Annotated in this window: 9 protein-coding genes; 6 read left to right on the top strand and 3 right to left on the bottom strand. The window is 61.5% G+C overall.

Translation table 11 applies throughout. The annotated features are described in order from the left end of the window. The first annotated feature begins 39 nt into the window (after positions 1 to 39). Entirely contained in the window at positions 40 to 378 is a 339-nt protein-coding gene (locus IF189_RS00700; protein ID WP_085712603.1) for a tryptophan synthase subunit beta, read from the top strand. Positions 379 to 428: 50 nt separating this feature from the next. On the opposite strand, the gene lapD is transcribed toward IF189_RS00700, so the two are convergent. Together lapD and lapG are read right to left on the bottom strand one after the other, a co-directional pair. Continuing rightward, on the bottom strand, positions 429 to 2,372 hold the full coding sequence (gene lapD, locus IF189_RS00695) for a cyclic di-GMP receptor LapD (protein ID WP_134828693.1): 1,944 nt from the start codon (positions 2,370 to 2,372) through the stop codon (positions 429 to 431). 14 nt (positions 2,373 to 2,386) lie between these two features. Next, positions 2,387 to 3,079 carry a cysteine protease LapG gene (gene lapG / locus IF189_RS00690; RefSeq protein WP_192552665.1) on the bottom strand — a complete coding sequence of 231 codons (693 nt, stop codon included), beginning with the start codon at positions 3,077 to 3,079 and terminating at the stop codon, positions 2,387 to 2,389. A 195-nt stretch (positions 3,080 to 3,274) separates the two neighbouring features. Between lapG and IF189_RS00685 the strand changes: the two genes are divergently transcribed. The 5 genes from IF189_RS00685 (at position 3,275) to IF189_RS00665 (ending at position 10,331) form a co-directional block, all read left to right on the top strand. Beyond that, positions 3,275 to 3,985 carry a GntR family transcriptional regulator gene (locus tag IF189_RS00685; RefSeq protein ID WP_134828692.1) on the top strand — a complete coding sequence of 237 codons (711 nt, stop codon included), beginning with the start codon at positions 3,275 to 3,277 and terminating at the stop codon, positions 3,983 to 3,985. Between the two features lie 752 nt (positions 3,986 to 4,737). Continuing rightward, positions 4,738 to 5,511, top strand: coding sequence for a DUF3050 domain-containing protein (locus IF189_RS00680; RefSeq protein ID WP_413038510.1), 774 nt, complete (start codon positions 4,738 to 4,740; stop codon positions 5,509 to 5,511). After that, positions 5,508 to 6,437 carry a diiron oxygenase gene (locus tag IF189_RS00675; protein ID WP_102620530.1) on the top strand — a complete coding sequence of 310 codons (930 nt, stop codon included), beginning with the start codon at positions 5,508 to 5,510 and terminating at the stop codon, positions 6,435 to 6,437. Before IF189_RS00680 ends, IF189_RS00675 begins: the two co-directional genes overlap by 4 nt. A 13-nt stretch (positions 6,438 to 6,450) precedes the next feature. Next, entirely contained in the window at positions 6,451 to 9,840 is a 3,390-nt protein-coding gene (locus IF189_RS00670; RefSeq protein ID WP_134828689.1) for a non-ribosomal peptide synthetase, read from the top strand. Positions 9,841 to 9,863: 23 nt separating this feature from the next. Then, positions 9,864 to 10,331: an SRPBCC family protein gene (locus tag IF189_RS00665; protein ID WP_134828688.1), complete on the top strand. Its 468-nt coding sequence runs from the start codon at positions 9,864 to 9,866 to the stop codon at positions 10,329 to 10,331. A 59-nt stretch (positions 10,332 to 10,390) separates the two neighbouring features. Here IF189_RS00665 and IF189_RS00660 read toward each other — a convergent pair whose 3' ends face one another. Beyond that, a complete protein-coding gene (locus IF189_RS00660; RefSeq protein ID WP_085712595.1) occupies positions 10,391 to 12,271 on the bottom strand; it encodes a methyl-accepting chemotaxis protein in 1,881 nt (626 codons plus the stop codon). Between the last annotated feature and the right edge of the window lie 75 nt (positions 12,272 to 12,346).

The raw sequence follows: 12,346 nt of genomic DNA, 5'->3' as shown, positions 1-12,346 counted from the left end.
CTGACAGCATGACGCCGGTCCATTTCCGAGGGATGCTCAATGTTTTACGTGCAACGCGATGCACAGGGTCAGTTGGTTCGCGTGGAAGCTGCGGCCTGGGCCGAGGCCACGGAAACGCTGCCCGCCGACCACCATGAAATCCAGGCCTGGTTTGCCAACGCGGCCGTGGAAAACAGCCTCAAGCAGCTCAAGCAGAGCGACCTGGAGATGATCCGGGTACTCGACGACCTGATTCAGGTCCTGACCCAGAAAGGCGTGATCCGCGTCACCGACCTGCCGCCGGCAGCCCAGGCCAAGCTGATGGACCGTACCCAGGCCCGAGAAGCGTTGGGCGGGTTGAGTCAGTTGATTGATGATGAAGAGACCGGGTTGATCTGATCTCTTTTGTCTTGCCCGTTCCCGCGTTGCGCGTGGGAGCGGGCAATTCATCACCAGGGTTTCGGCTCACCGAAGAGCTGCCCCTGAACCCCGTACAAGCCCATCTCGCGAATCACCGACAACTCCCCTTCCGTCTCGACCCGCTCGGCAATCAGCGGCAGATCGATGCTGTGCGCCGCCCGCTGGATGGCCTCGATGAACAGGCGCTTGTCGCTCTCCTGGTCGATCGCGCGGATGTAGCTGCCATCGATCTTCAGGTACGCCAGCCCCAGCCGCGCCAGGTTGCCGATCATGCTGAAGCGCCCGCCGAAGCGTTGCAGGCTCAGGGAGAAACCGAGTTCGCGCAAACGTCGGGTCAACTGCTCCAGCACCGCTTGTTCCGGCAGTTGCTCCTCGCCGATTTCCAGGGTCAGACGCGGCCCCAGATTGGAATGCGAGCGCAGAATCTCGAAGACTTTGTTCAATGCCTGCGGATCCGCCAGGGTCGCCGAAGACAGGTTCAGCGCCAGGGATTCTTCATGCCCGGCCATTTGCTCCAGCACTCGCTCGAGCATCAGCCGGTCCAAGCGTGCGGTCCAGCCAAAGCGCTCCAGCCACGGCAGGAAACGCCCGGCGGGAATGGTCTGGCCCTGTTCGTCGAGCAGGCGCGACAGCACTTTGTAATGCAGCACCAGTTGCGTGTCCTGCGCCGCCACCACCGGCTGGAAGAACAGCTCGAAACGCCGCTGGTTCAGCGCCTGATCGAGCAGGCGATGCCAGGCGTGGTGATCGTCGCCGACGTCCGCCACCAGGCTCTGGTCAAGGCACGCCCAATTTTGTTCGCCCTGACCTTCGGCCTGAGCCAGGGCCTGATCGCCGAGGCTGAGCACCGCTTGTGGGGAGTCGCCGTGGGCGAACGGTGCCACGCCGATGGAGGCCACGGCGGCCACGTCGGTGGCGCCCGTCGCATGCAGGCTGCCCAGGGCGCTGTCGAGATTCTGCGCCAGTTGCAGCGCCTCTTCGCGGGTCAGCCCCGGCGCCAGCACGGCGAATTCACCGCCACGGATACGGGTCACGAGGTTTTGGGTTTCCGGGTATTTGGCGCATTCGCGAGAGAGTTGCTGACCGACCGCTTTCAACAATTCATCGGTGCGCTGACCGCCGAGACGCTGGTTCAAACCCGCCAGATCCTTGACCCGCAGCAGCAACAGATAGCCGGAACTGGCCTGCTCCGGGTTGCTCACCCGGGCGTTGAGTTGCATCTCGAAATAGCGCCGGTTGGCCAGCCCGGTGAGGTTGTCCTGATAGGACTCGGTGCGCAGTTTTTCACTGCGCTCGGCCTGCTCCTGGAACAACGCCTTGAGCTTCTCGACCATCTGGTTCATCGCCAGCACCACGCGACGCAGCTCAGGCGTGCGCGGCAGGTCCGGCAGGCTGAGGAATTCGCGACGGGCGATGGCGTGGGATTGCTTGACCATGTAGTCCAGCGGCCGTAATTGCCGGCGCAGCAACAGCGCGCCCAGCACCGCGCTCACTGCACCGCAGACCAGCAACCAGCCCAGGCTGCCGAGTGCGCTCTGCCAGAGTTTGGCCAGGGCGAACATCGGGTGGCTGACCACCTCGACCCGCGCCGCCTGTTCCCAGCCACGGCTGACCAGCGCATCGCCGCCGGCCGGCTCCAGGCCGATCAGTTTGACGAACCAGTCCGGCACGTTGGTGACGGCGGGAATGCCACTGCGCTCGACGATGGTCTGGTCGGTCTTCAGATCGACCACGCGGATGCTCGCGTAATAACCGCTGTCGAAGATCGAACTGACCAGCAGCTCGACCATCGCCGGGTCGTCGATGTTCGGAGTCAGCGACAACGCCAGCGCCGTGGCGGCGTCCTGGGCGTGGGAACGCAACTGGTTGACGTACTGGGTACGCGAGCTCTCCAGGCTGACCATGAAGCTGCCGGTGAAGGCGACCACGAGGAACAGACAGATTGCGATCAACAGCTGTTTGAACAAGGACATCTGAGCGCGTGCTCCTAGTTAGTCGTCTCGACCGGGAATCCTTCGGCCTGCATTTTCTTCAACACATCCTGCCAGCGTGACAGGCGTTTGGTGTCGCCGACCTTTTTGTTGCCCTTGGCCCCCGGCAGGTACAGACCTTCGGCATTGAAAGAGTAGACCGGCAGCAAATCGGTTCGCTCGGACGCCGGCCTGATCGGGTCGATCAGGCTGTCGAGCACCAGCGGCATGGCGTCGGGACTGGAATAGTAGGTCAACACCATGTGCGCGCGGTTCTGGCGCAGGGCCTTGACGTAGGTGATGCGCAACTTGTCACTGGCCACGCCGAGGTGGCGCAGGCTGAAATACTTGGCGATCGCGTAGTCTTCACAGTCGCCGGCGCCTTTCCACAAGGCTTCGATGGGGGTCTCCCAATAATCGACCTGGCCCCACAGGTCGATGTCCTCGACGTAGCGCATCTGTTTGTTGAAAAACAGGTTCACCACTTTGAGCTTTTCCATCTCGCTGACCTGTTTCTGGGTGGCCAGCAGATTCTGCCAGGCATCGATCCGTTGTTGCCCGGCGCCCAGCGGTCCGTACAATGCCGTGGCCTTGCGGCTGATCGCGGAAAAATCCCAATCGGCATGCAGGCCGCCCAGCATGACGCCGGCCAGCAGCAGCGCGCAGGCAAACCAGCGCGCAATCCGGGGAATCGCGAAACGTACCGCCAATGCAAGGCATCCAGGGCAGGAGGAAAGGCGTTTGATGGTGAAGGTTAGCCGAGCAAAAAACAATGGCACCCTGAGATCATCGCGTGCGCGCTAAACTTCAGATGTGACAGGGTTCTTCTACACGGTTTGACAACCTGTAGAGCAATCACTAGTGTCCTTTGGATCCAAATTCCGCAGTCAACAGGGTGTGCAGTTGTGACCCAGAAGCCCAAGCCACTCCACAGCATCAAAGTCGAAGGCCCGATTCCCGCGCATCTGGCGCGCTCGGTCATCGAAGAAACCCTGCGCTCGGCGATTCTCGACGGGCGCTTGCCGTGCGGCACCGCGGTCCGCCAGCAGGATCTGGCGGACCTGTTCGGCGTCAGCCGCATGCCGGTACGCGAAGCGTTGCGTCAGCTCGAAGCCCAAGGCCTGCTGAGCGTGGTTGCCCACAAAGGCGCCGTGGTAGCGCCGCTGATCCAGGGCGACGCGACCGAAACCTACGAACTGCGCATCCTGCTGGAATCCGAAGCCCTGCGTCAGTCGATCCCGCTGCTGACCAGCGCCGACCACGAACGCGCCGCCGGTTACATCGAAGAGCTGGAAACCGAGCACGACTACACGGAGATCGGCCGGCTCAACCGCCTGTTCCACATGACGCTTTACAGCAAATCCCCGAACGGCCGTCTGCTGCGGCTGGTCGAGGACGGTTTGAACGAAGAGGAACGCTTCCTGCGCTTCAACCTTGAGGCCATGGGCCTGGGCAAGATCTCCCAGGACGATCACCGCGCTCTGCTGCAAGCCGTGCAGCAACGTGACACCCCGCTCGCAGTGGCATTGCTGGAGCAGCACCTCAACCGCGGTGTCGAGGTCATCACCCGTTACCTCGCCAGCCCCGCCGCACAAAACCGCAAGACAGCTCGCTGACTCCCCCTTCCGGGTGAGCTCCCGCTCACCCGGCGAATAACCCGCTTACAAATCCCCACGCCGGTCACGCTCAATTGCCGTGGCACTTCGGCGCCTTCGCTCTAACCTCCCCCCTGCTTTGGACAGCCCGGAAATTGCACCGCAAGGAAGTCATTTTCGACGATAGCCGCGGCGCCGATTTACGCGCACCCTTGAATCGCCAACCCAAATAGAACGGGGACGCGCCGCCCCGGCAGCAGTCTCCGCAACAGGAACCTACGGAAGGAGCCTTGTCACGGGAAAAGGAAGATTCGCCGCCGTATCAGGCCAACTTCATCCCCTCAGATCATTTCAATTACTTACTTCAAAAGTTGCTTTGAGTGAGGCATTCACTCTTGTTATTCAATTTTGGCCTTTAAAGGCCGAAAGGAGCAACTACGCCCAAATAAAACTTAACTTAAAAGTTTTATCAGTCTCGCTCATACTTGAAAAACAGCAAACTTAAATTAATTAAAAATATACTTGTTAAGTTGTTTTGCGATGTATTAGTTTTTCTACGCCGGGTTTTGTACCGAACCGAAAAGCCGGCAAGCTCCAACAACATGGCCCGCTGCACGTCAGTCTTTACTGACGTTCCGATGTAGCAGGCCTCTCCATACAATTTCAACTTTCATCGAAACGAATGAGGCTATCGCTCGCCTGGAAACTATATCCAACGTTGTTAGCCATTGATTGAGCAGTCCCTATATCCCTATAAGCCAGAGGCTCGCATCATGCCAACTAAAGAACAACTCGCCCAAAAGAAAGCCGAACTCAGCGTTCACCCGATCTTCTCCGAAATCGATTCGCTGTCGGTGTTGCGCCGCTTCATGGAATCCCATGTATTTGCCGTATGGGATTTCATGTCGCTGACCAAACGCCTGCAACAGGAACTGACCTGCACCCGCCTGCCGTGGCTGCCACCGCGCGATCCCCATGCCGCACGATTGATCAATGAAATCGTGCTCGGCGAAGAGTCGGACGATCGGCTGTCTCACGGGCATTACAGTCATTTCGAGTTGTACCTGGATGCGATGCGCGAAGTCGGTGCGAGCACCTCGGCGGTGGAGCGCTTTGTCGCGCTGCAACAGGAGGGCGTGAGCTATGACGTGGCGCTGCAAAGTGTCGATGTCGACCCGGCTGCCGCGCAGTTCGTCCGCGACACCTTGCACACCGCGCTGCATGCACCGGGGCACAGTGTCGCCGCCGCTTTCCTGCATGGCCGCGAGAGCGTGATCCCGACCATGTTCCAGCGCATGCTCGATGCCTGGGGCATCGGTGTCAAACAGGCGCCGACCTTCCGTTACTACCTGGAGCGACACATTGAGGTCGACTCCGAAGACCACGGCCCGGCTGCCGAGCAACTGCTGGAGCGTCTGGTCGATGGCGATCCGCAGCGTGAGGCCGAGGTCTATGCGAGCGCCATTGCCGCCGTGGAAAGCCGCATCGCTTTGTGGGACGGCCTGCGCCTGAGCATGCGCGAGCCGCTGGCGGAGGTGGCCGAATGAACGCCGCCGACTACCAATCTTTCGCCGACGCCTGGGAAAGCCGCGCCACCATCCGCACCCGGCCGCGCCGTGTGCTGGAGGACGACGCGCGGCTGATCTATCCGCTCAGTCGTCAGCCCTTGGTGCTCAGTGAAACCTTCCTGCGCGAATGCCCGGAACAGCGTGATTTTGCCCTGGTGCAGACGCTGTACAAGTTCATCAACGACGTGGTGATTTTCGAGACCGAGATCGTCGACAAGACCGCCCGCAGCATCGCCAAGAACCGCTTCGCCGTGGCGTTCCCGTTCGCATGTCGCTACGACGCCATGACCGTGGTGGTGGACGAGGATTACCACGCGCTGGTGGCAATGGATTTCATGCAGCAGACCGTAGCCATGACCGGCATCGAGCCCATCGAGCTGCCAAATGAAATCGAACTGAGCCGGGCGATCCCGGCTGCCGTCGAACTGGCCCCGGAACACCTGCGCAGCGCCGTGGAGCTGATCTGCGTGGCCATCGCCGAGAACACCGTGACCGGCGATGTCGCGGCGTTCGCCCGGGACGACACGGTCAAGCCGTCGATCAAGGGCCTGATGGCCGACCACTTGCTCGACGAAGGTCGGCACTCGAGTTTCTGGGCACGGATGGTGCGCATCTACTGGCACACCGCGAGCGATGCGGATCGCGAATGCATCGCGCAGATCCTGCCGGTGTTCATCGGCCACTACCTGACCAATGACATTCAGAAAGCCTTCGACCTGCGCCTGATCGATGCCTTGCCGGTCAACGATGCCACCCGCCGCGCACTGAAGGACGAGATGGCCGGGCTGGCCTTCCCGATCAATCGCCACCACCCGCTGGTGGGCAACATCGTGCGGTTTTTCCACAACAGCTCACTGCTCGATACACCGTGCGTACAGCACGCCCTGCGCGACTACCTGGTTTGACACGGAGGCTGACATGAGACGTCTCGACATTTTGCTGAAGGGCCGCAGCCAGGCCTTGACCGACCTGGCGCTGGAGCTCGAACAACACGGTCATTCATTGCTGTCGGAAGCGGCTCTGTCGATGGATCTGGTGATCGACGACGGCAGTCTTGCGCCGCAGGACCACGGCACGACACCGCACCTGACCTTGCGTCTGGGCATCGGTGCAACGGGCGTCGGCGGTTTGCCGGTGCTCGATCTGCTGTGCCTCTGCAACTCGACACTGCTGAGCCGCGTACCCATCGCCGACGAACCGTCCGGCAACGGTCAGGCCCTGCGCCAGCGAACACTCGCACTCGTGGTGGACGAAGTGGCACTGCTGGTCAGCCGATTCTCCCGCGATGCCGAATATTTCCAGCACGCGACGACGGCCCGCGCACCGGACTTCGAGCAGGTGGAAAACCTGCTGTTTCTCGACAGCCTGGCCTATGTGCATCGCTTCAACGCCACGGCCAATCCGGCCTTGTTGCAACGGGCGCAGATCCCGGTGATCGAGCGCCTTCAAGAAAGCCTGATCGAGCATGCCGACCGCCCGGCGCTGCACCTCGCCGAGCAGTCGATCAGCTATCGCCAGTTGCATGATCACAGCCGTGCGATCCAGCAGCGGTTGCTGGCAATGCTGGAGACACAGCCGCAACCGTGGGTAGTCGGGATTTGCCTGCCGAAATGCGATCCGCTGTTTGCTTCGATTCTGGCGGTTCTCGGCAGTGGCGCTGTGTATCTGCCGCTGGAGCCAAGCCATCCGCTTCAGCGCCAGCAGTACATCCTCGAAAACGCCGGCGCGGTGTTGTTGCTGCACGATGGCGAACATCCGCTGAGCGATTCGATGCCGGGGCTGGATGTCTGCCGCATTGACCGCACTGAAGTCGATCCGGCGCTACCGCTGATGCTGCGCCGCCCCGAGCTTGACTCACCCTGCATGGCGCTCTACACCTCCGGCACCACCGGCCATCCGAAGGGTGTGCTGCTCAGTCAGGCGAATCTCGCGCACTTCACCGCGTGGTACGCCGACTACGTACAGTTGCACGCCGAGAGCCGGGTGCTGCAGTTCTCGTCGCTGAGTTTTGACTCGTCGCTGATCGACATCTTCCCGACTCTGCTCGAAGGCGCGGAACTGGTGGTGCCCGATGACAACCAGCGCCGCGATCCGCTGCAACTGGTGGCGTTGATCCGCCGCCGACAGTTGACTCACGCGTTCCTGCCGCCAGCACTGCTGAGCATCCTGCCGCTGGAGCAACTGCAAAGCGTCGGGCAAATCATGACCGGCGGCGATGTCTGCGAGCCGTTCGTGATCGAGCAACTGACGCGCCAGGGCAAACTGCACAACCTCTACGGCCCTACCGAAGCCACGGTGCTGATAACCGCGCGGCAGCTGCAACCGGGCGACAGTAACCGCACCCTCGGCGGGCCGATTGCCAACAGTCAGGTGCTGATTCTCGATGACGATCTGCAACCGGTGCCGGAGCAGACCGTCGGCGAACTGTTCATCGTCGGCCCCGGTGTGTGCCTGGGTTACCTGAACAATCCACTGCAGACCGCCGAACGCTATCTGGACCTGGCGTTGCCGGACGGCCAGCGTCTGCGCGCCTACCGCAGCGGTGACATGGCCAAGTGGGGCGAAGACGGCATCGAGCTGTGCGGGCGCCGCGACAATCAGGTGAAGATCCGCGGCTTCCGGGTCGAGCCGGAAGAGATCGAACGGTGCCTGCGCGAGAGTCAGCTGTATCGGCAGATCGCCGTGGTGATCGACAGTCAGCGGCGGATTCTGGCGTTTCTCGCCCAGCCGCAATCGGACGCCGCCCGCGATGCGTTGAAGACACATGCCCAGCAGTTCTTGCCCGACTACATGCAACCGGTGGCATGGACGGAACTGCCGAACATGCCGTTCGCCGCCAACGGCAAAGTCGATCGCAAGGCGTTGCTGGAGCTGCCGGTCAGCGTGCAGGACAGCGGCCCCAAATGCCTGCCCGCCAACGCCGATGAAGCGTTGCTGCTGGAGATCTGGGGCGAACTGCTGGAGCTGCCGACCAGCGACATTTCCACCGATGAAAGCTTCTTCAATCTCGGCGGTCACTCGATTCTGCTGTCGCGCATGCTCCTGCGTCTGCGGGAGGAATTCGGTCGCAGCATCTCGATCAACCGCTTCATCGAACTGCCGACCATCGCCAAGCTCGCCACGCTGGTGCGCGGCACCGATGACAGCGCAGTGCTCAGCGCCCAGGCCATGGCCGACGCCGAGCGACCGCTGGATATCGAGCCATTGCCGATCAGCCGCATGGGCGATTTGCACAAGGTAATCGTCACCGGCGCCAACAGTTTTGTCGGCGTGCACATCGTCGAGGCGCTGCTGGGATGGGGCGCCAGCGAGGTGGCGTGCCTGGTGCGCGACGGCGGCGGGCAAACGGCGGCGCAGCGATTTGCCCAATCGTTGCGAGAGAACCGGCTGGAGCATCTGGACCTGAGTCGGGTGCGGGTCTATTCGGCAGACATCACCCGGCCGCAACTGGGCCTGGCTGATGCGGACTTCGAGCGACTGGATCGCGAGTTCGGCGCGCTGGTGCACAACGCGGCGAACGTCAATCACGTCCTCGATTACGAGTCGCTGGCGGCGGACAACGTCGAGCCGGTTTTCGAACTGCTCAGGTTGTGCGAAGGCCGCAGCAAGAAGGTGTTCAATTTCATCTCGACGCTGTCGGCCTCCAGCACTGTCGACGACGCGGGCCGGGTGCTGGAATTGCCCGCTGCACCGACGCCGCCGATCTACATCCGCAACGGCTACAACCTGTCGAAATGGGTCGGCGAACGAATCCTCGAACGGGCGCGGGAGCGTGGGGTACGGGTCAATCTGTATCGGCCCGGCAACATCAGTTTCAACAGCCTCAGCGGCGTCTGCCAACCGCACAAGAACCGTTTGATGCTGATGCTCAAGGGCTCGATCCAGCTCGGCCAGGTGCCGGCCTTCGCGCTGAACTTCGACCTGATGCCGGTGGACTTTCTCGCCCGCTTCATCGCCTTCCACGCCAGCCGTTACTCGCCCGAACGAGCGGTGTTCAACCTGCATAACCCGGAGCCCCTGAGCTGGGATGCCTACGTCGCGTCGTTCCGCGAAACCGGCAGCGAGTTTGCGCTGGTCAGCGTCGCCGACTGGCAACAGCAACTGGGCCGGGTCGATGCCGACAACGCGCTGTTCGGCGTACTCGGTTTCTACCTCAACGGCTTCGAGGAAGACATCGGCGACATCTCCCTGATCGGCCACGCCAACGCCCAGGCCGGCGTGCAACAGATGGGCGCGCACTACCCGGAAAAATCCCCGGCGCTGCTGCGTCGCGGCTGCGACTACCTGAAAGAAATCAACTTCATCTGACTCAACCACCAAGGAGCAACACCATGAGCAATCTGCAACCCGACACCCTGATCAAAAACCCTCACGGCTGCCACGTCGTGTCTTCGGTGGAAGTGCCGGTGGACGCCAGACAAGCGTGGGCGGTGGTCGGAAAATTCGACGGCTTTGATCGTTTCATTCCGGCCCTGTCGCACATCGAGATGACCGGCGAAGGCGTGTCTTCGCTGCGCAAGAAATTCTTCAAGGATGGCAACGTGGTGGTCGAGCAACTCAACTCCCGGGATGAGCAGGCGCTGAGCATGACCTGGACCACGATCTACAACACCTTGGGCGTGGCCAATTTGTGGGCGGCGATGAATGTGGAATCGCTGGGCGCGGGCAAATCGCGGGCGACCTGGACGATCATCGCCGAGCCGGCCAGCGGTGGGCCGGAAGCGCTGCCGGGGTTCAAGGATTTCGTCCAGGGGTTTGCCGATGATGCGATGGGCAATGTGCTGAAGCTGTTTGTGTAAGGCATGAAAAAGCCCGCTGCGGATCACTCCGCAGCGGGCTGCTTTTTGACCGCAGGCAATCAGATCTTGAAGCTGTCGACCAGTTGTTTCAAACGGTTGGCCTGCTGCGACAACGCATCGCAATCCTTCAACGTTTCATTGAGGTTGGCCACGCTCTGCTGGTTCAGCAGGTTGATCTGGTTGACGTCGACATTGAGGGTTTCCACCACGGCGGTCTGCTCTTCGGTCGCCGCTGCCACCGATTGGTTCATGCCGTCGATTTCGCCGATGCGCTGGGTCACGCTGACCAGACGCAGACCGGCCTGGTTCGCCACTTCCACGCTCTCTTCGCTGGACGCCTGACTGGCGTTCATGGTGGTCACCGCTTCACGGGAGCCGACCTGCAGCGAGGTGATCATCTTGTGGATTTCTTCCGCCGACTCTTGGGTACGGTGAGCGAGGTTGCGCACCTCGTCCGCCACCACCGCAAAACCACGTCCTGCTTCACCGGCACGGGCCGCTTCGATGGCCGCGTTGAGCGCCAGCAGGTTGGTCTGCTGGGAGATGCCTTTGATCACATCGAGAATGTGGCCGATGTTGTCGGTGCTCGCATTCAGGGTTTCGATCTGGGTGCACGACAGGCTGATCTTCTGCGACAGCTCGGTCATCGCCTGAATCGTCTGCTCGACCACCTGACGGCCGTCATCGGCCTGCTCGCTCGCGCCGCTGGCGTGTTGCGAAGCATCGGCGGCGTTACGGGCGATTTCCTGGGTGGCGGCACCCAGTTGATTGATCGCGGCAGCCACGCTGTTGGTGCGGGCGCTTTGCTCGTCGGAACCGATGATCGAGGCGTTGGACGATGCCATCACCCGTTGCGACAGGTCGTGTACATGACGAGTCGCGGAAGACACTTCGGAAATGGACGCGTGAATCCGCTCCACGAACTGGTTGAATGAACTGCCCAGCTCGCCAAACTCATCCTTACTTTCCACTACCAGACGACGGGTCAGGTCACCTTCACCCTGGGCAATGTCCTGCATCGCGCGGCCCATGGTGATCAGCGGACGCATCAGCACGGTGATCAGCAGACTCAGGAAGACTGCAATCGCACCCACTGCGACGAACATCGCGATCAGTGCCGAAGTACGGAACTGGCTGAGTGCTGCGTAGGCCTTGTCGCGATCGATCGACAGACCGATGTACCACTCGGCATTCGGCAGACCCGTGACCGGGGTGAACGACAGGATGCGCTCCTGGCCGTTGAGCACCACATTCTGGTTGCCCTTCTGGATGCGCACATCGGCGTTCGGGTAGATGTCCTTGAGGTTCTTCATCACCTGATCTTTATCCGGGCTGACGATCACCTGACCGTCACCGCTGACCAGGAACGCGTGGCCCAGGCCACCGAAGTCCACCGAGTTGATGATCTTCACCAGGGTTTCCAGGCTCAGGTCACCGCCCACTACGCCGAGCAGCTCGCCGTTCTTTTTCACCGGCATGGCGATGGTCACCACCAGACCGCCAACGGCGGCCATGTATGGCGGGGTCAGCATGGTCTGGTCAGCGGCCACGGCCTGCTTGTACCAGGGACGCTGACGCGGGTCGTAGCCGTCCGGCATCTTCGCGTCAGGGCGCTGGGTGAACACACCGTTGGCCTGGCCGACGTAGGTGAACTGGAAGTTCGAGGTGAAGGCCGGTTGATCGACCAGCCCCGGGAAGTCGGCGTTCTTGCCTTGATGGGCAACGTTCTGCGCGAGGTTTTCCAGCACCAGAATCCGCCCGCTCATCCAGTTCTGCACACTGCTGGCGGTCAGGTCGCCGGCCTGCTGGACGGAGGACTGCAGGTTCTGGCGAATGGTGTTTCGCTGCAGATAGTCGTTGTACAAAGTGAACAGCGCGAACGCCAGGACCACGACGCCCGAGGCGGCCAACAGGATTTTATGGCTGAACTTGAGATTCATTTCATGGGACTTCTTATGCCAAAAGTGGGGATGCGTTCCGGATGCAACATTCCATGTACAGCGCAGGCAGCGTTC

Origin of the sequence: Pseudomonas sp. IzPS59, assembly GCF_014863505.1 — a bacterium.
Classification (GTDB): domain Bacteria; phylum Pseudomonadota; class Gammaproteobacteria; order Pseudomonadales; family Pseudomonadaceae; genus Aquipseudomonas; species Aquipseudomonas kribbensis.
The sequence above is the reverse complement of the archived record's forward strand: the minus strand, read 5'-3'. Positions and strand labels throughout refer to the sequence as shown.

Bases quoted from the DNA above. Each gene is read 5' to 3' on its own strand.
- IF189_RS00700 (WP_085712603.1), top strand. From the start codon at position 40: ATGTTTTACGTGCAACGCGATGCACAGGGTCAGTTGGTTCGCGTGGAA.
- lapD (WP_134828693.1), bottom strand. From the start codon at position 2,372: ATGTCCTTGTTCAAACAGCTGTTGATCGCAATCTGTCTGTTCCTCGTG.
- IF189_RS00680 (WP_413038510.1), top strand. From the start codon at position 4,738: ATGCCAACTAAAGAACAACTCGCCCAAAAGAAAGCCGAACTCAGCGTT.
- IF189_RS00675 (WP_102620530.1), top strand. From the start codon at position 5,508: ATGAACGCCGCCGACTACCAATCTTTCGCCGACGCCTGGGAAAGCCGC.
- IF189_RS00670 (WP_134828689.1), top strand. From the start codon at position 6,451: ATGAGACGTCTCGACATTTTGCTGAAGGGCCGCAGCCAGGCCTTGACC.
- IF189_RS00665 (WP_134828688.1), top strand. From the start codon at position 9,864: ATGAGCAATCTGCAACCCGACACCCTGATCAAAAACCCTCACGGCTGC.
- IF189_RS00660 (WP_085712595.1), bottom strand. From the start codon at position 12,271: ATGAATCTCAAGTTCAGCCATAAAATCCTGTTGGCCGCCTCGGGCGTC.